This window comes from Selenomonas sp. (assembly GCF_057272215.1).
The window spans coordinates 67297-92723 of the sequence record NZ_DBHIUY010000007.1; the positions used below are offsets into that span (position 1 = coordinate 67297).

Sequence of the window (25427 nt, forward strand, 5' to 3'; positions counted from 1 at the left end):
TGTATTTATAACTTCCGATAATTTATACTTATCGGAAGTTATAATTTAAATGCGTTTTCCTCAAACAGCGGCAAATCTCAAACATCCGTGATCTTTGTAAAAAAATCCTTGTATTCAAGCCGCAAGATCTCAGCGACTTTCTTTCGCATTGCGGAGTTTTCCATTGTTTCAAGAGCGGCGCGGCGTGCCTTGAGCAATATATCGACATCGCGCAGAGCATCCGCCATCTTGAGGTCTGGCAGACCATGCTGCATTGCACCGAAGAATTGACCGGGGCCTCTGAGTTTCAGATCCTCCTCGGCAAGCACGAATCCGTCGTTAACGCTCTCTAAGAGAGAAAGACGCTTCTTCGCCGTTTCGATGTGTGTCGATGAAATCAGAATGCAATAGGATCTGTGTGCGCCCCGCCCCACACGACCGCGCAGTTGATGAAGTTGAGCGAGTCCGAAGCGCTCGGCATTCTCGATGGTCATGATGCTTGCGTTTGGCACATCGACGCCGACCTCAATGACAGTCGTTGTGATGAGTACATCGATCTTCCCCGCATGAAAGTCTGCCATGACGGTTTCCTTTTCGTTCTTTGCGAGTTTGCCATGAACAAGGCCGCAGCGCACTTCACGAAACACACCCGCACGCAGCTCATCGTAGACTTCCTGCGCGGACGGCAGATCGAGCATATCGCTCTGCTCGACGAGCGGGCAGACGATGTACGCCTGCCTGCCCTTGGCGATCTCCTGCAACACGAAGCGATAGATGCGATCACGTCGGTCGGGCGTGCGCAGGAAGGTCGCGACGGGTACGCGCCCCGGCGGCAGACGCTCGATGCGCGAGACGTCGAGATCGCCGTAGACCGTCAGCGTCATCGTGCGAGGGATCGGCGTCGCCGTCATGACAAGCAGATCAGGCGTAAGCTGCGCACGCTTTTCGAGGGCGGCACGCTGCTCGACGCCGAAGCGATGCTGCTCATCCGTCACAACGAGACCGAGCGCTGAAAAAGTGACGTTCTCTTGAATCAAAGCGTGCGTACCGATCACGATATCGGCTTCATGCGCTTCGATCGCCTTATACGCCGCTTCACGCTCTTTTTTCGTGAGCCGCCCTGTCAAGAGCAACAGGCGTACGGGCAAGCCGTCAAGCAGGCGCCGGAACGTATCGAAGTGCTGACGCGCCAAAATTTCCGTCGGCGCCATGAATGCGCCCTGAAAGCCGTTTTCCACCGTCTTGACAAGTGCAAGCAAGGCAACAGCCGTTTTCCCCGAGCCGACGTCGCCTTGCAAAAGACGGCGCATCGGTACAGGAAGTTCCATATCCTGCCGTACGTCGTGCCACGCCTTCGTTTGATCTTCTGTCAACTGAAACGGCAGCGCCGCGCACACTTCGCGCGAAAGTCGGCTCTCGCCAAGATGACGTACGCCCTTCTTTTTTTGGCGGCTCTCACGGCGCAGGAGCAAAAGACCGCATTGAATGAGATACAGTTCTTCAAAGATCAGACGCTCACGCGCAAGATGGAGCGCATCGGGCGACTCGGGGAAATGCACTTGCCGGTACGCCTCATCACGCGCGACGAGGCGATAACGCTGGCAGATGCTCTCGGGCAGGATTTCCGCAATCGTCTGAATTTCTTTACATACCGTTGTAAACAATGTGCGGAAAAACTTCTGATTCAGACTGCCTGAAGCTGCATAAACAGGCAGGATGCCCAAATTTGCTGCCCCATCTTTTTCAAGCAAAGAAAAATCCTTGATCTGACGCATCTGTTTCTTTCCATGCCCGCCGAAAGCATATTCAATCTTGCCGACGGCGAAAAGGCGCAGCCCTGCTTTGAGCCTTCCTTTGAGGAACTTTTGCTGGAAGAACGTGACTTGAAGAAATCCCGTGCCGTCATCGATATCGACACTCAGGATATGGATGCCGCGTCCTGTGCGCCGCTCGACGATATGGCGAATGACGCCGGTAACCGCCTGCTGCTCTCCGACGACGACTTCGGCGAGCGGCGTCAAGACGCGCCTGTCCTCGTAGGTACGCGGATAGTACGTCAATAGGTCGTAGACCGTGAAGAGTCCGAGCTTGTTCAGCGCTTCGTATTTCTTCGCACCGATGCCTTTGACCTTCAAAAGGCTTGTCTGTAGTTCCATGACGTACACATCCTCACTCAAATTCCAAGCAAAAAGAACCCGCCTCCGCATCAAATCGCAGGCGGGTTTCTTTCTTTATAAGACACAGACAAACATCCCTCTTTTATCACGATATACGGATGAGCGTGTCTGCCTTTGACGAACGATAAGCCTTAGAGCTTCGGCCCAGCAGAGACGAGCGCCCTGCCCTCATCATCCGTCTCGTATTTCTTGAAGTTCTTGATGAAGCGCCCGGCGAGATCCTGCGCTTTCTTCTCCCACTCTGCCGGATCAGCGTAAGTATCTCGCGGATCAAGGATGTTCGTATCGACGCCTTCAAGTTCCGTCGGTATATCGAACTCAAAGTACTTGAGCTTCTTCGTCGGCGCCTTGTTGATCGAACCATTCAAGATCGCGTCGATGATGCCGCGCGTGTCTTTGATGGAGATTCGCTTGCCTGTACCGTTCCAACCCGTATTCACGAGATACGCCTTGGCGTCGCTTTGGCGCACCCGCTTGACAAGCTCCTGCGCGTACTTTGTCGGCGGCAGCTCAAGAAACGCTTGCCCGAAGCACGCCGAGAATGTCGGCGTCGGCTCCGTGATGCCGCGCTCCGTGCCCGCGAGCTTCGCCGTAAAGCCGGAGAGGAAGTAATATTCCATCTGTTCCGGCGTCAAGATGGCAACAGGCGGCAAGACACCGAAAGCATCCGCAGACAGGAAGATGACTTCTTTCGCCGATGGCGCGGAAGAGATCGGGCGCACGATGTTCTTGATGTGGTCGATCGGATAAGAGACGCGCGTATTCTCCGTCACGGACTTATCGGCGAAGTCGATCTTACCGCTTTCATCGACCGTGACATTTTCCAAGAGTGCATCGCGGCTGATGGCATTATAGATGTCCGGCTCGGAGTCCTTATCGAGGTTGATGACCTTCGCGTAGCAGCCGCCCTCGAAGTTAAAGACACCATTGTCGTCCCAACCGTGCTCATCATCGCCGATCAAAAGTCTCTTCGGATCCGTCGAGAGCGTCGTCTTGCCCGTGCCCGAAAGACCGAAGAAGATCGCCGTATTCTTGCCCTCAAGATCGGTGTTTGCCGAGCAGTGCATCGCAGCGATGCCCTTCAAGGGCAGGTAGTAGTTCATCATCGAGAACATGCCCTTTTTCATCTCTCCGCCGTACCATGTATTGATGATGACCTGCTCGCGGCTCGTGATATTGAAAGCAACCGCCGTCTCCGAATGAAGCCCCAGTTCCTTGTAGTTTTCGACCTTTGCTTTTGACGCATTATAAACGACGAAATCCGGCTCAAAGTTCTCCAATTCGTCCTTCGAAGGCAGGATGAACATATTGCTGACGAAATGCGCTTGCCATGCAACCTCGACGATGAAGCGCACCGCCATGCGCGTGTTCTTGTTTGCGCCACAGAAAGCGTCCACGACGAAAAGACGCTTGTTGGAAAGCTCCTGCCTTGCGATTTTCTTCAGCTCTTCCCACGTTTCCTGGCTGGCGGGATGGTTGTCGTTCGGGTAGGCTTCCGATGTCCACCAGACCGTATCTTTGGAGTTTTCGTCCATGACGATAAACTTGTCCTTAGGTGAACGTCCCGTAAAGATGCCTGTCATGACGTTCACCGCATCAAGCTCCGTGAGTTTCCCCTTTTCAAAGCCCGTGAGATCGGACTTCATTTCTTCTTCAAAAAGCTGCTCATAGGACGGATTGTGAACGATTTCCTTCACACCTGTAATCCCGTATTTTGCCAAATCAAGTTTTGCCATGTTTCTCTACCTCTTTCATAAAATGTTGAATAAGTATGGTTTCAAACATGTTACACTTATTTCTTTCTCGCTTTTCTAGGGAAATCCTGCTTGTTTTCAATTTTTATTTATGAAGATTGGCGAACTCTCATTAAGGCGTGAGGACGTATGTACAGCGTGCCTCTTTGACGACGCCATTGCAGGAAACGGGCGAAAAAGAACCTCATGCCGCTTCGCGTGACGGCTGAACCTATGTCCGAAAGTCTGCAACAACAATCCTCGCTACACCTGCACGACTTTGCCGTCGTGCAGCAAGTATAAGCAGCGTTCCGTCACTCTGCGCTCCAAGATCGCCTCTATCGCTTCTGTGTAGAGGTCAATTTGCAGGCGGTACTTCCTGCAAATGTTCATCGGATTCGTGTCCTTATCCGTCTTGTAGTCCACGAGCACGAGGGCGCCATTTTCGTCCTCGAAGAGTACGTCGATGACACCTTGAACGAAGATACGAGCAGCAGGTTCCGCCGCAGGATAGAAGCGACGCGCTTCAAGTCTGCGGCTGAACGGAAGTTCGCGCCAGAGACGGCGCGCCTTTTTCATTCGAATGCCAAGCGGCGAGTGCAGGAAGGTTTCGATGGCATCGAGGCGGACGATAGCCGCTTGCTCAGGCAGCAGCAGCTCTTTTTCTGTCATCGCCGCCAACTGCGCCTCCAAACCTTGACGGCTGCAGTCGCCTGCGAGGTCGATGTGCTGGAGCGCCGTGTGCATCAGTGTACCGTATTCCGCAGCGGAAAGCCCTGTTGCTTTCTGCATGAAGTTGGGACGCTTGAAGGAAAATGCAGCGAAGCCGCCGTTTTTCTCCATCAGCGGCATATAGGGTTTTTCTTCCGCTGCATTTTCAGCAGAAAAGCGGCGTTTCAGCTCCGTGACGGATAGCTTCGCAGGTACTTCTTCAACGCCATGCGGCGTATACTGCCACGCAAGAGCTGCTTCCACAGCTTCTTTCTCCTCGCTCGCAGGCAGCGGCGCTCCTTGGCGCAGCTTCTCGAAAACCTCATCCTCTTTGGGAACGGCTGCGTTGACGCTCGTGACGGATGATCCCGGCACGATGTTTACCTGCCAGCGTGAGTCATCGTCTCCTTCCGGCGCAACGCGCTTTTCCAAGAGCGATGCCTTTTCTAAAAGCGGCGCACCGTCTCTATGACGCGCGACGGTCATGCCGAGCCAATCGAGGAAGGTGTTTGCCTCAAGCGGCGCATACGCGGGAAGCTGACGCTTCGTTTCTGTGACGAAACTGCACCAGCCTTCTGCACGCGCGGCGAGTTTCTTCGTCGAGCCGACCAAAATGAGCTTTTCGCGTGCACGCGTCATTGCCACATAGAGGACGCGCAGCTCCTCTGCCTTGCTCTCTTGACGGATGCGTGCGGCAACCGCCTCCCGCGCAAAGGTCGAATAGCGCAGCGATTTTTCGCGCTCTACGCGGTAAAGTCCCAGTCCAAGCTCACGGTGCATGAGAAGCTCCTCTGCCGCATCGCGCATGTTGAACTTCGAGCCAAGCCCCGCAACAATGACGACGGGAAATTCCAGTCCCTTGCTCTTATGGATCGTCAGTATGCGCACGACATCCTCATTCTCGCCCAGTGTGCGTGCGGCGGAAAGATCGGTTTCCATCTGCTGCATCTTTTCGATGAAGCGCAGAAAGCGGAACAGTCCGCGAAAGTTCGTATTCTCGTAGTCGCGTGCGCGGTCGGCGAGCATTCGCAGGTTCGCCTGCCGAAGCAGTCCGCCCGCCACGCCACCCACATAATCGTAATAGCCCGTGTCACGGTAGATCTGCCAGATAAGCTCGGGGACGCTGACACGCCGCATGAGCGTACGCCAGCTGCTCAAAAGCCGCAGAAAGTTCGATACCTTCTCCTGTAAGGCGGTGGAAAACTTCGCGCCGGGATCGTTCACTGCCATGAGTGCGCCGAAGATATCGTCTTCGGGAGCAGCAAGGCGAAGTTCGGCAAGTTCGCGGAAAGTCAGACCAACGATCGGCGAATAGAGTACCGCCGCGAGCGGCACATCCTGACGCGCATTGTCAATGACGGCAAGTACGGAGAGCACGACGCGCACCTCCATCGCTTGAAAATAGCCCGCATCAAGCGATGCGTACGACGGGATGTCGGCATCGCGCAGTGTTTCCAACAGGATATCCGCCCGACCGCGAGCAGCGCGCAGGAGGATCACGATGTCGCGCCATTCTAGCGGACGGTATGCACCTTTGTCCGCGACGAGTGTGCCGCTCGCCATCAATGCACGCACGCGCCGCGCGATGAACGTCGCTTCCAAGGCGAAACCTTTGAGCTCGTCGGCATCCTCGTCCGCATCTTCCGACGCACCATTGTCGTTCGATTCGTCAGTATGCTCCGTCGTCTCCGCAGGGATGTCGTCGCTCTTGATGATGTGAAGCTCGGTGGCGCCCGCAAGGTTGTTTTCCTCCGACTCGGGATAATGCGCTGCAAAGTGCAAAGCAGCCGCATCGTCATAGGTAAGCTCCATCGCATCGGGCGTCATGAGCTGCGAGAAGATCCAGTTCACCGCCGCAAGTACGCCTGCGCGGCTGCGATAGTTCTCCGAGAGGTCGATGCGCACATATCTTTCCCCCAGATTAGGATACTCTCCATGCTTCTTGAGAAACAGCTGCGGATCGGCGAGACGGAAGCGATAGATGCTCTGTTTCACGTCGCCGACAGTAAAGAGGTTGTCCGCGCGTGCAACGAGGGAAAGAATCGCTTCCTGCACGCCGTTCGTGTCCTGATACTCGTCCACCATGACTTCCTCATACTTTTCGCGCAGAGCGAGCGCCTGCGCCGAGGGACGAAGCTCTCCCTCCGGTGCATCTTTGTCGCAGAGGACGGCGAGCGCGAAATGCTCCAAGTCATTGAAATCGACGATACCGCGCTCCTTCTTCGCCGCCTGAAAAGCGGCGGTGAAGTCCTTGACAATGCCGACGATGACGTGTGCCGTACACGAAAGAGCGCACAGATCATTGAGAATATCTTCCTCCGGCGAGTGAAAATACGTTTCCTTGAGCCGCTTGAGCTTCTGCTTCATGCGGTCACGCGGCAGCGTAAAAAGACGCTTCGCCTCTTCCTTCTCCATCGCATCCATATCCTTGGAAAAGCGCATCGTCGCGTGCTTATAAGATGAAAACTCCCGCTGCATCGCATCCCAATCGTTCCCATCCAAAGACGCAAGCAGCCTTTTCAAGAGTCTTTCATCCTCTTCTAAAGCATCGTGACATGCTTCATAACCGAGTACAGCCGATTTCTCGACGAGTCGCTGCACGGCGGCAAGACAACCCGTGAGGATGCAGGAGATCTGTGCGAGCACCGTCGACGCCCAAGGGGTTTCGAAGAGGCTCTGTGTATCTTCGAGGTCAAAACGCGCAGCGAGCGAGTCAAGCCACAACGAGGGAAAGGGCTGACTGCACGAGAAAGCATACAGTCGCAGCACCATGACATAGAGGGATTCATCGCCGCGCTCTGTGCCGTAGGCAGCTGCAAAGGAAAGGAAAGATTCCTCGGCTTCTTCATACTTTCTCTCAAAGATTTCTTCAAGAACATCCTGCTGCAGCAGGCGAATCTCCTGTGCCCCCGCGAGTCGAAATTTCGGATCGAGGTCGATGGCGGCGAAATTGCGTCGAATGACGTTCTGGCAAAAGGAATGGAGCGTCGAAATCGAAGCGTTGGATAAAAGTGCAAGCTGACGCTCCAAATGCGGCGATGCCGCTCCTTTTGCAATCTCCTGCGCCAACGCCGCTTCGATACGCTCGCGCATTTCGGCAGCGGCGGCATTTGTAAAGGTGACGACGAGAAGACGATCGACGTCTGTTTCCCCATGCAGAATGCGGCGAATGATGCGCTCGACGAGCACCGAGGTCTTGCCCGAGCCGGCAGCTGCCGCGACGAGCAGATTCTTACCCCTTTCCTCGATCGCTTTCAGCTGCGCTTGAGACCATTTGCGTTCGCTGTCCATGCTGCAGCCTCCTTCCCTTTCAATTCCATGCTGTCCATCAGCTCCGCATCTTCGTGATTTTGCAGACGGCGATAGTTGAAGCCCGGCACGAGCGTATCGAATCCGCAGACGGCGATGTACGGGCAATACTGACATGCCGTCTTATCCTTCAAACGATATGGCAAAGCGCGCACCTCACCTGCCATGATTTGTCTGCCCGTGTCAGTCAAAATATAGGCGATGTAGTCGAGCAGTATGGCGAACTCCTCTGCCGTTTTGACAGAATCCAGCCGCCTCTTGTCGATTTCTCCCTTCTGTGTCAAAGCGACCTTCGTGAAACTGCATGTAGCATCGAGTGCGCGTATGACATCGGCATCCGCAAGCACCCAACCGGGCATCTTGAGTTTACCCTGCAAGAGCTTCTTTGCTTCCCTTTCATCGATGCGGTGCGATGCTGTGATAAGCGGATTCTTCAAGAAGCAATACAGCATGGCGGCAGGCAAAAGCTCCTTTTCCTCGGTATGCGCAAGGAGATTCTTGGCGACAAGCAGATACGTCAGAAGTTGCAGTCGCAAACCGTAGTACACCTCGATGAGATTGATGTATGCCCCGCCTGTCTTATAGTCCATGATGAGGAAATAACGCCCCGTCTCATCCATGTCGATGCGATCGATCTGCCCCGTGATCTCCAATAAGCAGCTATCGGAGAGTGCATACGTCAAAGGCGGCAGACTGCCGGGTGCAAGTCCGAAGGAGCGCTCAAAGGCGACGGGATGAAAGTCGCTTGCCTTGTCAAGGTCGATGAGCCGCACAAGCGCCTTCTTCGCCGTTTCCTCAATACGCGAGAGTAAGTTTTGATACTGCTTCGTACTCAGAAGAATTTCATTTTGCAATCTTGGCGCAAGCATCGTAAGAATCTCATGCAGGATTTCACCGCACTCCTCTTCGCTCACCTCACGCCAACGCCTGCCCTCTCCTTTCAAGCGTTCACCGAAATCACGCAGGGCAGCGTGCAGCAGGATGCCAAGATCGGGCACACGAAAGCCTCGCTCGGGACGCTCCGTCAAGCGCAGACCGTAGTGCGCAAAGTGGCGAAAAGGGCAGGCGCGAAACGCTTCAAAGCGCGTGACGCTGCCGCGCAGACGGCGGTTCTTCGTGTAGAGCGCCGCCGATAGGGTTTCGGGCAGAGCCGCTTCCTCCGCATGTGAAAAGATGCCCTGCAGCACCTTTTGCAGAACGCCCTGCATTTTTTCAGCGTGCAGCGCCCAGTTGTAAACATCGCACCAGAAAGGCGCCAACGTCTTTTTCTCACGATAGCGACGAAGCGCCGACGCAAGTCCCGCCACCGCCTGCCGTCCGCCCGCGAAAAGACGCTCATGAACTCCGTCCAAAGAGATCGTGCGCAAACGAACGTCAGGCAGGACAGTGCGAATCTGTCCGATCAAAGACGACGGCAAGAGCGCACCGCCTTCCGTATCAGCCAGCGAATAAGAAACCCAGAGGTAATCACGCGCTTTTGTAAAGCCCTTGTAAAGAAGAAATCGTTCGCTGAAGCTGCTCTCGACGGAGCCTTGCGGCAGCTCAAGCCCCGCCTCCTTCAAATGCAGGCGGTCAGCATCGGAAAGCAGCCCCTTTTCACGACTGCGGCGTGGCATGACGCCTTCGTTCGCACCAAGAATGTAAACTGCACGCGCATTTTCGACACTGTTTTGATCGAAATCTGCAACGGTCACATAGTCAAGTCCCGGCGGAATTAGAGAAATCTGCAAAGCGTCAAGCCCATCGCCCAAAACCTCTTCAAACTCGCGCACCTTGATCTCTTCATCACCGTTCGTTTCCACCATCTGCTCCAGAAGAGATATGACATCGTTCCAGATCTGGCGATGTTCACGCGCCTCTGCGAGCCTGCCCGCCCGCTCTGCTTCATCTGCCCAGCGTTCGAGCTTCTGCGGCGCTTCGAGTACGAGGAGCAGTTGATAGATTGCTTCGGCAAAGCCGCGCACTGTCGCCGCTCCCTTCGCTGCCAGTGCAAACGCCTGCAAAGGCTTTGCCACGGCGCGGCGATAATAGTCAATCTTTGCGAGATGTTCCTTTTCCTTCTCGTCCGCCCCCGCGTATTCCTCATCCAAACTGCGGCGGCGATGCCAGTGCCAAGCCTCTTCCATCATCCAGCGCGAACCACGAATGCCAAACTCCAAGACATAATTTTCAAGAAGATCGATCTCGCCGCGCGTCTGTGGGAAAAATCCCGTCTTGAGCGCACGAAAAACGGCATCGTAGCGCCAGCCGCGCAGCACTTCAAAGGCAGAGCGTATGAGCTCGGCAAGCGGATGATGCACGCCCGCACGCTTGTTGTCACGAAAGTACGGGATGCCGCAATCCTCAAGGATCAGAGCGAGTATATCGCCATAGGCGGCTTCGTCGCGCAGCAAGATGGCGACGTCACGCCAGCGCAGCCCCTCTTCGCGGCAAAGGCGCACGATATCGGCGGCAGCCGCCTCCATCTCAAGCCGCCGTGTCGCCGTCTCAACGAGTGCGATTCCCGCCGCTCCCCGCTCTGGTGCGAGCGGGAAGGAGAACCCTCCGCGCTCGACGGCGGCAAGCGTCCCTTGAGTGAACCGTTGGTTTTCGGTCAAGACACGCACGCGCACGGGGAGATGCATCGCTTCCGCCATGAGCTTCATTTGCTGCAAGGTCTGTGCCTGTCGATAAAAGAGACTGCCCTCTCGTTGACTTTTTCCCTCTTCCGTCGGCTCGAAGGTCAATGTGATATGCACATCTTTTGCCTTTTGAAAGAGCGCCTTGAGGATGCTTCTTTCCTGTGGATTGAAGAAAGAAAAGCCGTCAACCCAGATCTCTGCTCCATCCAACAGCTTTGAAGCAGGAATCTTTGCTGCGAGCGCGTCGAGCATATCGCCGGTATCGTTGTATCGTCCTGCCATCTTTTCACGGTAGCGGCGATAAATGAGCGCGAGATCGTCGAGCTTTTGACAAAGAGCCTCGTCGGATAGCATGGACTGCACCTCTCTCAAGGATTCTTCCTTAAGACCGTAGCTCTTGAGTTCCTGTAAGGCATTTTCTAATGTTTCCGTGAAGCCGCGTTGTTTTGCCGCGCGTGCAAACGCCTGCAGATGATCCGCTTCTTCAGCGAGGATGCGCTTCAAAAGCAGCCGTCTGCCGACACTCGTGATACGCGCAGCCGCCGCACCGCCGGTCTCTTGCAGCACATGACGCGCGAAACGCTTGAAGCCAAATACGAGACTGCGCACGAAGCCCTCGCCGCCGTCTGTCATCATGGCGGCGAGACGGCGCTCCGCGCGATACGTCGCATGTTCGGGCAGGAGCAGCACGAGGGCGCTGCCCATAGGCTCTTCCTTCATACGCGCTGCCATAGCAGCAAGACAAGCGTGCGTCTTGCCCGTGCCCGCACGCCCTAAGAGGAACTCAATCATAGACGTCTCTCTCCGTTCTTTGCATATCAACAAAAATGCCGCGCAGCATGTCATTTTGACAATACCCGCAGCATTTTCTTATCCCTATTCAAACAGGCTCAGTGCGTCAAACCAAACGGTGTCACCAGACGCACGAAGGCACGACCGCATGCGCACGGCTCGTCGAGACGCATGACCGCCTGCCCCGTGCGGTAGCGTATCAGCGGCATCGCTTCAGCGGCAAGCATCGTGACGACTAGCTCACCCATGCGGCCTGCTTCGTGAATGACCTTCGCACCGCTGAACTCGATCAGCTCCGTATAACAGTAGTCCTCCTGCACATGATGTCCCTGTCCCTTGCCGCACGGGAAAAACAATCCCGCCGTCCCCAGTTCCGTCGAAGCGAAGAGGTCGTGTACCTCAGTCTGCATACGCTCACATATATGGCGCTTCATAGGGTTCGAGATCGCCTCGTTCAGACAAACGACCACCTTGAGCGGCAAAGTCGACGGCTCGATGTTCTTCATCTGCGCGTGCACGATGAGCTGCATGACGAGCGGCTGGCTCGCCAAGAGCGTATCCATGCCCGTCAGGCGAACAAGCTCGACCGCCGTCTGCATATCCTCACCGAGCAGCACGGTCGTCGCTCCGATCACCTCCGCCGCCATCTGCAAATCGAGCAGACGACCATCCGACATATCGCCGAGAATGCCGACGACAGAAGCGCGATGCACGCCCGTCGCCGCGAGGGCGCGTGTCAGCATGTCTACGTTCCTTGCGATATCTCCGTTCGTATACATCTTGACGACAGCGCCCGTATGATTGCGGCAGCTGATGCGCAGAATACCGCTCAAAGGAAGCGTGAGAAAATCAAACGGCGATGTGTTCAAGATATCAGGCAGCGCCGTGAACGGCAGCTTTTCTATATCTTCCAGGCTCTCGATCTGCGACGCAGAACCATTCGCAAATTTCTTCTGATAGAATGCGCTCTTCTCACTCGCCCAAGCGACCGCTTTCTTCAGCCGAGCCAACTGCAAATCCCGCAGATCGGATTGACACATGCGCTCGATTTTTTCATTTGCAAACATCTGCTCCGTCCCCTTTCCTCAAACAGCCCTCCTCAGGTCAGAGGTCTTTGATAAAAGAACGGCTGATAGCTCGTGTAACCGATCTTGCGGAAATTCAAGATCGCCTCTGTCGCACCGACAAACAGGATGCCGCCGGGCTTCAGCGCACGGAAGAAGTTCGTATAAAGCTCAAACTTCGCTTCCTCTGTGAAGTAGATAACGACATTGCGGCAGAGGATCAGATCAAAACCTGTTTCAAACGAATCCTTCAAGAGGTTATGACGCTTAAATTCAATGAGATTCTTGATATCCTCGTGTACAGCAAATGTGCCGTCGCTGCCCTTTGTAAAGTACTTGCTGAGGCGCGGACCTTCGACACACTTGAGTTCGTTGTCCGTATAGACACCTTTCTTCGCCTTGGCGATGATCTCGATGTCAAGATCCGTCGCGAGAATGCGATGCTGCTTGCCCGGCGTCATCTCCTTCAAGATCATCGCCAGAGAATACGGCTCCGCGCCGATAGAGCAGCCGGCGCTCCAGATGTTGAGCTTTGGCGAGCGCGTCAGGAGATCGGGGATGACATCCGTCTCAAGCTTGGAAAACTTCTCCGGCGTGCGGAAGAACTCCGAGACGTTGATCGTCAGATACTCGATAAAAGCGTCAAACTCCGTCTTATCCTGCACCGCCATATCAAAATATTTCGTATAGGAATCATAGCCTTTGCGCGTCACGAGACTGCCGATGCGCCGCTTCATCTGCGGCTCTTTGTAGAGATCGAGGTCGATTTCTGTCTTTGCCTTGAGCTTGCGCTTGAATGAGCCCCAATCCTGTTCGTCCAACATATCCGTTTTACCTCCTGCTCGCGGCGAGCGTCGCGTACACTGCCGCTTTCTTATTGCACTTCATAAAAAGCTCCGTTCCCCTTTTCCGCGTGAGAACGGCACACTTTCCCCTTCTTATTTCTACACAAAGGGATGATACTCCTGTTTTGCTGAAGAAATCCAAAGACGCCCTAGCAAAAAGGCTGCTGCATTGAGCAGCAGCCCATGAATGCACTTCGCCTATTTGATCTCTATGCTGTTCTTTTTCACATCCTCTGCGCCGAGCTTTGGCAGGATGACCTTGAGGACGCCGTTCTCCATCGAAGCCGTACTTTCATCCCACTTGATGCCGTCAACAACGAAGGAACGCTCGAAGCGACCCGTGCGCCGCTCACGCAGAACGTACTTCAAACGCGCCTCCCGCTCAGGCGCTTCTGCAGCAATCGTCAGATACTTATCGTCCTCATAGGTCAACGAGACATCTTCCTTGAAGATGCCGGGCAACTCCGCTTCGATCGCATAGTAATTTTCTTCATCGAGGATGTCGCAGCGAAAAGAAGCGAGCGCCCCCGTCACCTTGCCGATGGGATTCAGCGGCTGTTCCATGATGAAGTCCACCACGCGCTCCACCGTGTCGCGCGTCTTTTCTGCATTGTTTCGAAAATTGAAAGGTATGCTGCGAATCATGACGGTTCCCTCCGATCAACTGTCCCATGCTACTTGCACTGCCTATATTATACGGTGTTTTTCTGAAAAATTCAACCTTGCAGAGACAAATCAAGAATTCATCATGTGACGGCGCAGCAGGTAGAGGAAGTATGGCGTACCGATGAACGCTGTCATGATGCCCACGCGGATCTCCATGCCTTGAAGCAAAACTCGACCCAAGGAGTCGCAGACGACGAGAAATATGCCGCCTGCCAAAAGGCTTGCAGGCAAAAGCCGCCGATGATCGGGGCCGATCAATAGCCGCATCATGTGCGGCACGACAAGACCGACGAAGCCGATGTTGCCGCTGATGCAGACGCCCGCCGCCGTCGTCAGCGACGCAAGCGCCAGAAAGAGCAGGCGGAAGAAGGTCACGGGCATACCTGCGGCGCGCGCTTCCACTTCACCGAACGCGAGGAGATTCAGATGACGCGAGAGAAGCATCATGAGGAAGGCGCCGACGCTGACAGGTGCAATTCCCAGAAGGACGTGATCCCAGCGGCGATAGTCGAGGCCGCCGATTGTCCAGAAAAGGTACTGCTGCATCTTTTGCTCGTTCATGACCGTGAGAATCGCCGCCGTGCACGCGCCGAGGAACATGCCGACGACGACGCCCGAGAGCAGAAGCGTCATGACGGGGATGCGCCCGTGGCGCATGGACAGTGACACCGTAAGCCCCACGGCGAGCATCGCGCCCGTGAAGGCGAAAGCGGGCAGGGAAAAGACGCTGACGGCAGAGACGCCGAGCGCGATAGCGAGCACAGCGCCGACGGAAGCGCCGCTCGATACGCCGATGATGCCGGGATCGGCGAGCGGATTGCTGAAGATGCCCTGCAGCACCGCGCCTGAGATGCCCAGCCCCGCCCCCACCATGAGGCCGACGAGCGTGCGCGGCAGACGGATGTGCCAGAGCACCGCCTGCTGCTCGGGCGTAACTGTGACGTCGGAAAAAAACGGCAGCCCCGCCGCATGAGAAAACGCTGCGAGCACGCACTCCATCGAGATGTCATACTGCCCTGAGCTCATCGACAGGACGACAGCAAAAAGCACAAGGCACGGCAGGAGCAGCCAAAAGAATTGTCTTTTCTTCTCGCAAAAATTTTTCAAGACGCTGTCTCCTCCGTTCCCAAGATGACCTGCAAAAGTTGTGATTTCTGTTCCATACCCTTCCCTGCTTCCGTAAAAACTTCCGCATGTTTCGTCAGAGGATTCTCCACGACCTTGACCGGTGCGCCGTACGCTCTCGTCAAAAGCTCCGCCGTCAGCACCTCACGCGGCAGACCGTCGGCGAGAAGCGCGCCGCGCCCAATGAGCAGGAGGCGCGAGCAGAAGCGTGCAGCGAGGGAAAGCTCATGCGCGACGAGCACGACGGTCTTTCCCGCTGCACAAAGCTCGCGGCAGAAGCGGAAGATTTCTTCCTGATAGATGATGTCCAGTCCCGTCGCCGGCTCATCGAGAAAGAGCACGGGCGTCTGCTGCGCGAGCACCTTGGCGAGCAGCACGCGCTGGCGCTGCCCGCCCGACATGGCAGACAGCGGTTTTTCCGCCAGTTCTGCGACGCCCGTATACGCCATACACGCCTCGGCGATGACGATATCGTGCGCCTGCTCCTGCCGCCACCACGAGAGATACGGATAGCGCCCCGAGAGCACGACCTCGCGCGCCGAGTAATCGAAGGTCATTTCCAGATGCTGCTGCAGATAGGCAGCGCTCTTTGCAAACTCCTTCGCCGGCAAATCGCCGATTCTCCGTCCCATGACAGAGATCTCGCCCGCGAGCGGCGCCAAGATGCCGCGCATCGTCTTCAAAAGCGTACTCTTTCCCGCACCGTTCGGTCCGATGAGTCCGACCATCTCGCCCGCTTTGATATCGAACGAGACGTCCTCCAAGATCACCTGTCGATCATATCCGGCATAAAGCCCCGCGACCCGTATCATCTGCTGCAAACTCCGCCGCCCCCTCACCATTATAAACTTTCAGGACATATATTCAGCTGTCATGCAGAGAGACATGAGCTACTTTTATGCCCGTTTCCCGCGACAACTTCATCAAAGCAGCACGCTGTACATATATCCTCACGCCCTTCGGGCTTGACTTCTTGGACTTTCATAGTAAATTACACGCACAAACGTCCACCTTGTGGACATTGTGCGCCGCCCTTAATGAAAGTTACCCAATCAGTCTGCGCCCTTCGGGCTTGACTTCTTGGACTTTCATAGTAAACTCAGCTGCTTGCGTAAAATATAACTGTTCCAAAGCTGCTCTTCGATGAATCGCGCACCGCGCAGTCCCATCAGCGGCACATCGGTCAAATGGATACGGTCGAGCACGGGATACGCGACAGGCAAAAACTGTACTTGCCGCAGCTCGACCTGCGCCGCTTCGTTGCTGCTTGCAAGAAGCAGCCCGCCGTTCATCGAGGCGAGGAAGGAATCCAATCCCGCCGTATGCGTTTCGGAAAAAACTTCATCGGCAATCGTTCGATTCATCAACGCATCGTCCGTATCCGCCGCGACAGCGAGATGACGCACATCCGCCCACTCCATGCGCAGCGCCTGCGCCAGCCCCCATGCCATAGATGCGGGCGCCCGCACGAGCGCTTTATCGAACCAAAGCTCACCCCACATGCTCTTTATTTCGTTCAGACGCAGAAAATCTTCCTTTTCCACATGGGAAAGTTCTTCCTGCGCATCCTTTTCGCGCGGTGCGGGCAAAGCGCATGTGATCTCTTCGAGCCACCGCCGTGTACCCGCCCTGCCGTAAGGCGGCAGCGGTGCGACAAACGGCGTGCCGTACCTCTCCGAAAGCGTCTGCGCCGGAGCCAATCCAAGCTCTCTATGCACGACGATGTTGAGCGCGGCGGCGGGCAATCGCTCGACTTCCGACACATCCACACCACAGCCAAGGACGGCATTCACCTCATAACCTGCTAATTGCAGGAGGCGCACGAGTTCCTGCGCGTCGTTCACCCCTTTATAGTAGCCTGCTGTCACGCCGAGGAGATTCACGCCATACGGCTTTTCGACTTTCTTCTCAGGCAGCAGCACATCAAGCGCAGCGCACGCGGCTTTTTGCCAACCTTCGGCGAAGCTGCCCGCAAGGCCGCTGCTGTCAACGGCGACAATCGGTGAGCTTATGCCCGCCGCCCGCGCGATGGCGGCTACATCGTCGCCGATCAGCCCCGCGGCGCAGCTGCTGACGATCGCCAAAAGGCGCGGCGGCTCAGCAATATAGGGCTGCAGAGCTTCCAACAGATAGTCCTCCGCGCCGAAGACGATGGCGTCGTTATCGAGCTGCGTGCAGCCGGTACGCTGCACGGCATCGCTCACGCCATGCTCGACGTGACGCAGCGCGAAGTAATGGCACCACATGGGGCCGTTGACGATGACGACTGCATCCCGCCAAGCGGCAAAAAATGCCATCGCGCCCGCGAGCGCACAGCTGTCCGTCCAAGCGCAGACGTCATCGAAACGCCGTTCCTGCTCAGCCATAGATCAGACCTCCCCGGCTCTCGTGACGACAGACGATATGCACCATATCGTGCAGGAGCTTCTTTTCCATCGACCAGCCGACAGACGGCATGAGCGCGAGAAAGATCTGCCGCAGCTTCGCGTCGGTAAGCTCGTGTGTCGTCAGAACGAAATCCGCCGCTTTGAAAAGCTCCTCCGCCTCGCGGCTGCCCTCGCAGGCGATCGGCGCATCCGTCAGGCGCACGAGCTCCTCTTCCATGACCTCGCGCCGCCCGGGCAGGAACGAATCAAGGAGGACGACGCCCGCCAGCTCAACGCCCGCCCTCTTTAGAATACGCATGACGATCTTCGGCTGAAACCAGTTGATATCGCGCCCGATGGCAAATGTCACGCGCCTTTCTGAGAGCGTCGGACGCACCTCTTCCACAGCGCGTTGAAACGCCGCTTCTTCGGTGCAAATCACTTCTTCCGCTTCCCTTTCCCTGCCGCAAAGCCTGCCGACTGCACGCAGCCACTCCTTCGTTTCATCCGAGCCGACCGCATAGACGTCGGCAAGGTACGGCGTGCCGAAACGCTCATGAATGTGCCGCGCCAAGTCGACGAGGAGCGCCTGCTTCTCGTCGCTTCGCCGCCCGAGCACGATGAGAAGCTCCGCTGCCGGCACGACATCCATCTCAGACAGGGCGAGATACGACGGAAACTGTCCCTCGACGCGCAGGGAGAGAAGCCCGAGCAAGCGGCACAATTCCTTCACGTACTCGCCGTGGACGCCGCCGCAGTCGCCGAGCAGCACGACGCTGCCCGCACGGCGCTTGGCCGGCTTCATGAAGCGATCGACGAGCACACGTGCAGCGTCAAGGTAGCCTGCATAATATTCGCCGTCGAGAAAGCCGTGCGCCGAGACGGCGCTGACGGGCAAGCCAAGCTCTTGCTCCATCTCCTCAGCCACGGCGCACGTATCGTCGCCGATGACGCCGCTCACACAGGAATTGGCGATAAATATCGCTTGCGGCTGATATTTTTCTGCGGCGAAACGTATGCACTCGCGCAGACGATCCTCGCCGCCGAAAATTGCCTCTGCATCCGACAAGGAGCTTGTCAGAAGCGGCACGGGCGAGAGACGCACCTTCGTTCCCGCCGCACGCAGGCGATAGAAGCTTCCCACGTCCATGCCGTGGGCGATATGAGCGCACGGACGCGGGCTGTGGAAGATGACGAGAGCGCCGCGCACGAAGGAAAGCGCACGCCAGACGCCCGGCATACTGCAGCTGAAATTCGTGCGGCGCATCACCACGCGTTTCGCTTCAGTTCCCATAGCTTTCCACCAGATCTTCCAACTCTTCAAACGCCATCGGCTTGGGGATGACCAGATCCGCATTTCCCTCAATCGCCGCCGCAAGTTCTTCGTAAATCTTCGCCTGTGCAGAATCCGGCGCGTAGGCAATGAGCGTCTGCCGATGGATCTCCGCCTCGTGCACGGCGGCGGAGCGCGGGATGTAGGCGATGAGCTTTGTGTCGAGGCGTGCGGCAAAGGCTTCCAAAAGCTCCTTTTCCCGCGCAACGTCGCGCCCGTTGCCGATGATGCCGCCGAGCTTCACGACGCCTCGCGCAGCGAAGCGGCGCACGCCCTTGGCAATGTTGTTCGCCGCGTAGAGCGACATGAGCTCCCCCGAGGAAACGATGTAGATTTCCTCGGCATAGCCTTCTCGTATCGGCACGGCGAAGCCGCCGCAGACGACGTCGCCGAGTACATCGTAGATGGCGACGTCCACATCATCAAACGCATGAAGCGCCTTGAGCCTTTCGAGCGCCACGATGATACCGCGCCCCGCGCAGCCGACGCCCGGCTCGGGGCCGCCCGCTTCGATGCAGCGCACACCGCCGTATCCCTCATGCGCGATTTCCGCAAGAGAGAGCGCCGCGCCCTTCTTGCTGCGCTCTGCATCGAGCACGGTGAGCGGCGCAATGCGCCCCAGGAGAAGCCGCGTCGAATCGTTCTTCGGGTCGCAGCCGATCTGACAGACCTTCTTTCCCCCGCGCGAAAACGCTGCCGATACGTTGGCGGCAGTCGTCGACTTGCCGATGCCGCCCTTGCCGTAAAACGCAATCTTCTTCAAGTTTGCAGCCCCTTCCTTTAGGACCACTGATAAATTCAGCCGCCCCTCTTCATTTTATCAGCGTTTCCTTTACATCCTTACTCCACTGCCGTAAGAAATTCCTGCCGCGATTGGCGAAAAGCGTCGCCGTAAAGAATCCATGCCGTTTCCTGCACGCCGAAGACGATGTTCTGTGAAAGATTGTAGACGTAACGCGCCCACGGATGGCCGATCTGCTTTTCCCGCACGGCTGTCATCTGCTGAAGAGACGGATCTTCCATGTACTGCCTGCCGTAATTCTCTTCACGCGTTTCTGCGTCCTCATAACTCGGCAGAAAAAGGTAGTCGGGATTCGCCGCGACGAGCTGCTCCTTCGTCATCTCCTGCCCCATGCGGTTTCCTGCGGCAGCCTTCGCGTTAATGGACGCCGTATGGCTGCAAAGCTCGTCGAAGGTGCAGCCGGCGCCGCCGTAGTTGGGCATGATGGAAATGAGCGCGATGCTTTTGTGCTTCTTTTCCTCGGGAACATCCTTCATCTTCTCTTCGATCTCCGCGAGCTTTTCCTCCATCTTCGCGATCAGTCGTTCGCCGCGCTCCCTTTCATCGACGGCTGCTGCAAAGAGGCGGATATTGGCATGGATGTCCTCCATCGTCGCCGCTGCACGGCAGACGACGACCGGCACGCCGAGCGCACGCATGGCATCAGCATTCTCGCGGGGAAGCCACGGCGTGACGATGATGAGGTCGGGCGAGAGCACGGCGACCTGCTCGACAGACGGACTGCGCGTGATGACCGTGGGGATTTTCCCGCGCACCCACGGCACATTCGTATGCTTCTCGTCCGCGAGCGAGTCGTTGACCGCCGCCATGCGCTCCGGCTCGACAAGACCGAGCATCATTTCGTCCGTGCCCGCGCTGATCGTCAAGATGCGCTGGGGCTTATGCGGAATCTCGACGACAGTTCCTTCCGCATCGGTCACACGGTACGCGCTCGACGCCTCCTCCTTTTCGCCCATGCACCCCGTCAGAAAGAGCGCAAAAAGGAGCATGGAGCATGCGACAACTGCGGCAAATCGCGGATACTTCTTTGTCTTATACAATTTGTTCCGCCCTCTCTTCCAAATCGCCCTCGATGGAGAGGAACAGCTCGCGCAATTCCTCCTTCGTCTCCTCACGCGCTTTCCACAAGCCGCGCTGCTCCGCCTCTAGCAGCGTTTCCGCCATGCGGTGCAGCGCCCAGGGGTTGACCTCCTGCAGCCACTCCTGCATCGACGCATCGAGCACATACTTGCGCGCATATCCTTCGTACATCCAATCATCCATGACGGCGCTCGTCGCATCCCATTGATAGCTGTGCGCGAGATAATTTGCAAGGTCGGACGCTCCCTTGTAGCCATGCTCCTTCATGCCCTCGATGAATTTCGGATTCATCGCCTCGCCGCGGAACAGCCGCTCGGCTTCTGCGGCGACGGTGCGCACGACGATGCGCTGACGGTCGCTCGTATCGCCGCTGTAGGAACGCGGCGCCTTGCCCGTGAGCGCACGCACGGTGGCGATCATGCCGCCGTGGTAGGCGTTGTAATCGTCCGAGCTGAACATGTGCGTCTCGCGCGTGTCCTCGTTCTTGACCGTGACATCAAGCTCCTTCATGCGCCGCTGGAAAAGCTCGGGATCGTAGCCGCGCGCCATGCCGTCCGCACCGTACGCCGTGCCCGAAAAGCGCGTGTAGACAGCCGCAAGATCGTCGAGCGTCTGCCATGCCTTCGACTCCAAAAGGTCGCCGACGCCCGCGCCGTAAGCGCCCGGCGGGTCGCCGAAGATACGGCACGAGGCGCGTTCCCAAGCGAGAGTATGCTCTTCGCCCTGCTCTTCGAGCCATGCCGTGTCCGCGAGGATGTGCTTGCGCACGAAATTTTCATCTGCACTCTCATCCTGCGCTGCTGCAAGCTTCACAGCCTCGTCGACCCAGCGGATGGCGTTCGGCACGGCATCGCGGAAGAGACCGCTGATGCGCGCCGTCACGTCGATGCGCGGCCGCTTGAGCTTGGCGAGAGGGATGACATCAAGCCCGACGACGCGCTGCGACGGTCTCTGCCAGACGGGGCGCACGCCCATGAGATAGAACAGCTCGGCGATGCACTGTCCATGACTGCGCATGTTTGAGCCTGCCCAGAAGACGATGCCGACCGCCTCCGGGTAGCGTCCCTCCTCGCTGATATACTGCTCGACGAGCGCATCACCCAGTTCCTTTCCGTACTCCCACGCTGCAGGCGTCGGCAGACAGCGCGGATCGAGTCCGTAGAAGTTGCGTCCTGTCGGCAGGACGTCTGCGCCGTTCGTCGTCGGCGCTCCCGCCGGCCCCGGCTCGATGTAGCCGCCCGAAAGGGCGCGGAGCGTGCCCGTCAGCTCCTCCTCCGTGCGCAGGAGGCGCGGCACGATCTTCTCCGTAACTTCGCCGAGCGCCGCCAGAAATCCTTCCCTGCCCGCCGCACTGTACGAAGCGAACGGTTCCAAAGCCAACACTTCTCTCGCCGCCTGCGGCATGTAGGCGCGCGCGGCGATACGCACGAGAAGCAGGCGCATGACGTCTTCCATCGCATCGAGCTTTCTGCCGTACGTCATGCCGTCCTCCGTCATGCGTTCGCTGTGCTCCAAAAGTTCTTCGTAATCGTAGCCCTCTTCCTTGGCGATGAGACGCAGGAGTGACGGCTCGCCGCCATGCTCGACGCGCACGAGCGCGAGCACGAGATCCAAGAGTTTTTCAGCTTCCGGAACTTGCCCGAGGATATGAAGCCCCGTGCGGATCTGCATGTTCTTGATGTCCGTCACATAATTGTGCAGAGCAGCGACATAGACGTCGAAGTCTTCGCCTTCCTCGATGGAATCCTCGAAATGGCAGAGCGCCGCCTTCTCGCGCACGATTTCCTGTACCGCTGTCAAATTGTCTGGCTGCGCCGCACGGAAATGAACGTACTCGTCGAGCGCCTGCTCAAGCTCCTGCAGCTCGTCGAAAGCGCCCGCGAGCTGCATTGGCGGCGAAAGATGGCTGATGAGGCACGCTGCGCCGCGGCGCTTCGCCTGTATGCCCTCGCCGACAATCGTGATCCAGTAGGGATATACGTCGGGCAGATCACCGAGCGAGACGTCGGGATAGCATTCGTTCGAGAGCGCCGTGCTCTTGCCCGGCAGCCACTCCAACGAGCCGTGCGTACCGACGTGGACGACGGCGTCCGCCCGCCACAGATCGCGCAGCCAGTGATAAAAGCCAATGTAGTGATGCGTGGGCGCGGCGTCGGGCGAATGCAGCAGCTTGCCCGGATCCTCGCCGAAGCCGCGCGGCGGCTGCACCGTGAGAAAGATATTGCCGTTGAGCGTGCCGGGCACGAGCAGCGTGCCGTCGTAGTTGAACACCTCGCCCGGCGCTTCGCCCCAATCCTTTCTCAGATGTTCCTTGACCTTTTGCGGCAGCGCCTTGAAGAATCTTTCATACTGCGCCGCCGTAAGCTGTCCGTCGGCATTCTTTACCTGCTCTTCACTCACGAAGCGGCGGTCATTCGTCGCGTGATTCGTAAGAATATCCATGAGCTCTTGGCTGCTCTCCGGCACGAAATCGACGCGATAGCCCGCCTCGCGCATCCTCGCGAGCAGGCGGCGCACACTCTCAGGCGAGTCAAGCCCCGCCGCACTGCCGATATTCGCATTCGTCGGCGGATAGTTGTGAAAGACGATGGCGATCCTCTTCTCCTCGTTCGCCTTATGGCGCAGATTTGCCCACTTTTTCGCCTTTCGCGCCAGACGCTCCATGCGCTCCTCAAGCGGCGCATAGCGAGGCGTTCCCGTCTCATCGAGCACCTTCGCCGCAATCGGCACGGCATGAAGGACGCCGTCGAACTCCGGCATACAGACGCTGAAGGACACCTCCATCGGGTCGAGGCCCGCAGGCGACCTTTCCCATTCTTCCTTGGACGCAAGCACCGTATATGCTTCAAGAAGCGGCACGCCGAGCGCATAGAGATCTTCTATGCGCGTACCGCCCGCCTTGATGGAAAACTTCATCGTCGTGATAATGGCGTCGACGACGGTCTTTCCGTCGCGACAGAAGTATCGCTTCATGGCATCGAAGAGCGTCGGCGACTCCACGCGCTCGTCGCGATACGAATTGGAAAAAACCGCGACGGCATTGAGCCCCTGCGCCTCTATCGCACGAATCAATGCCGTGTGATAGGTGAAGTCCCCTGTAATCCACTCCGAACGATAGAAGATGACGCCGATCGTCCTCCGATCGTCACGGCAATGCGCGGCACGATAGCCCTCAATGTCCTGACAATCGCCGTGCCAATCGGGGTGGTATATGCCGTGCCAAGGCAGTATGCGCGGCGGTTCCGGCGCACAGGAAAACCCCATTTTCCGCGCAAGATACAGCAGGAAGTTTTTCATATTCTCCTCGCCGTCGCAGCGGAAATACTGCCAAGCGAGAGCGATTTCCTCTGCCGAGAAGCCATAGCTGACCTTGTCATGCTCGGCATTGTCCACGAGAATCAAATGCGGCGCACGGCTCTTCTGCAAACTGCGCGACGCCTGCTGCAGGAAGGGATTGTCCAACCCTGTGCCCATCCAGAAGAATAGACAAAGATCAGCCTTTTCCTCAAAACTGCGCCATGATTCCATACCGTCTGCCGTACGAACGACAAGTTCAAGCGCAGGCAGCGCCGCCGCACACGTTTCCCATGCGCGGCAGACGAGCGCGGACACGCGCTGAATATTCGTATAGACCGCCATTTTCATTTCGCTGCACCTCCTGCTTTCCCCTCGTTCATGCACCGACATCGGCATGTGTTTCCTTCGACGCCGTTTCCTCTAAAGTTTCGCGGCCGCGCTCGATGACGGCATACACGAGGAGATGCTCCATCGACTTCATATAGTCGTCCTGCATGGACACGCTTTCTTTCGACGAAAGAAAAAGAACCTCTGCCATCTCTTTCAGCAGCGTTTCCGCTGCTTCCCAAGTTTCTTCCTTTTCCAAAAGCCCCCAAAGATACTCGTCGTAAAGATGGATGAACAGTACGCCCAAGGGAAAAAGCGACGGTACAGCAGTCATTTTTTCCAAGGCGGCAATGAATTGCGCCTTGATTAAGGCATTGGCGTCTGCCGCTTCTTTATATTGCCGCCACAGCGCTTCTTCCGTGACGCCGAAGCGGCGCAGGCGGCGCAGCAAGTCGTGCTGACGCGCCGGCGTAAGACCCGACTGCTTCTTGAGCGCTTCCTTGACCGCCGCCATGACGGCAAGTCCGATGAGCTCGCCGAGCTTGGAATGTTTGCCCGCACCCTCGAAAAAGAGCGGCGACTCACTGTTGGCGACGACGATTGTCTGATCCGTGCCCGAACCCGTGGCAAGTCCCGTAGAATAGCGGCTCGACGCCATGAGTTCCTGCAGCGCCGCCGTCTTCGCTTCCGTGCAGGTCACGAGAGCACGCGCAAGAATGCCGGGCGGCAGATCGGCGTCGATGACGAGCATGATGTTGATCGTGCCGCATTTCTTCTCTGCCGTCTTGTAGTAGGATGCAGGATCGCCGACGCGCCCGCCGTTCGTTTCCACGCCGCCCGTTACGATCGCCGTTACGGTCAGTTCCTTGTAGCTTCGCGACACGATAGAGGCGTTTTCCATGTGCGCCGCCGTACCCATGCCCGAGGTCAATTCCGGCGCAAGACCAAGCCGCTCTGCAACGATCTTCATGCTCTCGACGTATGTTGGCGCAAAGGACTCGCAGGGCATTCCCGATCCCTGCGTCATATCGCGGTTGAACACCGCCTCGAAATCCTCATGGTAGCCGCCGTTGTAAAGCGAAGTGCTGAGTACCTTGCGCCGCCCGCTGAAAACCAAAACGATGCTCTTGTCATAGCGATAAACGATGTCGCCCGTCGTCAGTCTTGCCAATTCCATCTGCCCTTGCCCCCCATCACGCA

15 protein-coding genes are annotated in these 25427 nt (G+C 57.2%); all 15 read right to left on the bottom strand.

Translation table 11 applies throughout. The features are described from left to right. Nucleotides 1–77: 77 nt before the first annotated feature. Nucleotides 78–2135: an ATP-dependent DNA helicase RecG gene (gene recG, locus ACO5Z0_RS07720; protein WP_485649811.1), complete on the bottom strand. Its 2058-nt coding sequence runs from the start codon at nucleotides 2133–2135 to the stop codon at nucleotides 78–80. Between the two features lie 152 nt (nucleotides 2136–2287). Beyond that, entirely contained in the window at nucleotides 2288–3892 is a 1605-nt protein-coding gene (gene pckA, locus ACO5Z0_RS07725) for a phosphoenolpyruvate carboxykinase (ATP) (protein ID WP_485649812.1), read from the bottom strand. 261 nt (nucleotides 3893–4153) lie between these two features. After that, a complete protein-coding gene (gene addA, locus ACO5Z0_RS07730) occupies nucleotides 4154–7891 on the bottom strand; it encodes a helicase-exonuclease AddAB subunit AddA (RefSeq protein ID WP_485649813.1) in 3738 nt (1245 codons plus the stop codon). Further along, on the bottom strand, nucleotides 7855–11322 hold the full coding sequence (gene addB / locus ACO5Z0_RS07735; RefSeq protein WP_485649814.1) for a helicase-exonuclease AddAB subunit AddB: 3468 nt from the start codon (nucleotides 11320–11322) through the stop codon (nucleotides 7855–7857). Before addB ends, addA begins: the two co-directional genes overlap by 37 nt. Before the next feature lie 98 nt (nucleotides 11323–11420). Beyond that, on the bottom strand, nucleotides 11421–12389 hold the full coding sequence (locus ACO5Z0_RS07740) for a phenylacetate--CoA ligase family protein (protein WP_485649815.1): 969 nt from the start codon (nucleotides 12387–12389) through the stop codon (nucleotides 11421–11423). Nucleotides 12390–12421: 32 nt separating this feature from the next. Beyond that, the gene (locus ACO5Z0_RS07745; protein WP_442676324.1) at nucleotides 12422–13210 is read right to left on the bottom strand and encodes a CheR family methyltransferase; all 789 of its coding nucleotides are present in this window, start codon (nucleotides 13208–13210) and stop codon (nucleotides 12422–12424) included. A 219-nt stretch (nucleotides 13211–13429) separates the two neighbouring features. Next, complete coding sequence (locus ACO5Z0_RS07750) at nucleotides 13430–13876, bottom strand: Hsp20 family protein (protein WP_442676323.1); 447 nt, start codon at nucleotides 13874–13876, stop codon at nucleotides 13430–13432. 90 nt (nucleotides 13877–13966) lie between these two features. Next, entirely contained in the window at nucleotides 13967–15004 is a 1038-nt protein-coding gene (locus ACO5Z0_RS07755) for a FecCD family ABC transporter permease (RefSeq protein WP_442676322.1), read from the bottom strand. Continuing rightward, nucleotides 15001–15834 carry an ABC transporter ATP-binding protein gene (locus ACO5Z0_RS07760; protein ID WP_485649877.1) on the bottom strand — a complete coding sequence of 278 codons (834 nt, stop codon included), beginning with the start codon at nucleotides 15832–15834 and terminating at the stop codon, nucleotides 15001–15003. The genes ACO5Z0_RS07755 and ACO5Z0_RS07760 overlap by 4 nt, the downstream gene beginning before the upstream one ends. Before the next feature lie 276 nt (nucleotides 15835–16110). After that, nucleotides 16111–17388 (bottom strand): nitrogenase component 1, encoded by a 1278-nt coding sequence (locus ACO5Z0_RS07765; RefSeq protein WP_485649816.1) that lies wholly within the window; start codon nucleotides 17386–17388, stop codon nucleotides 16111–16113. Beyond that, complete coding sequence (locus ACO5Z0_RS07770; RefSeq protein WP_485649817.1) at nucleotides 17381–18682, bottom strand: nitrogenase component 1; 1302 nt, start codon at nucleotides 18680–18682, stop codon at nucleotides 17381–17383. Before ACO5Z0_RS07770 ends, ACO5Z0_RS07765 begins: the two co-directional genes overlap by 8 nt. Continuing rightward, a complete protein-coding gene (locus ACO5Z0_RS07775) occupies nucleotides 18672–19484 on the bottom strand; it encodes a nucleotide-binding protein (RefSeq protein ID WP_485649818.1) in 813 nt (270 codons plus the stop codon). The genes ACO5Z0_RS07770 and ACO5Z0_RS07775 overlap by 11 nt, the downstream gene beginning before the upstream one ends. Nucleotides 19485–19561: 77 nt before the next feature. Then, nucleotides 19562–20512: an ABC transporter substrate-binding protein gene (locus tag ACO5Z0_RS07780; RefSeq protein ID WP_485649878.1), complete on the bottom strand. Its 951-nt coding sequence runs from the start codon at nucleotides 20510–20512 to the stop codon at nucleotides 19562–19564. Between the two features lie 43 nt (nucleotides 20513–20555). Next, nucleotides 20556–24248 (bottom strand): cobaltochelatase subunit CobN, encoded by a 3693-nt coding sequence (gene cobN, locus ACO5Z0_RS07785; RefSeq protein WP_485649819.1) that lies wholly within the window; start codon nucleotides 24246–24248, stop codon nucleotides 20556–20558. Between the two features lie 28 nt (nucleotides 24249–24276). Further along, nucleotides 24277–25404, bottom strand: a complete 1128-nt coding sequence (locus ACO5Z0_RS07790) for an adenosylcobinamide amidohydrolase (protein WP_485649820.1) — start codon at nucleotides 25402–25404, stop codon at nucleotides 24277–24279. Between the last annotated feature and the right edge of the window lie 23 nt (nucleotides 25405–25427).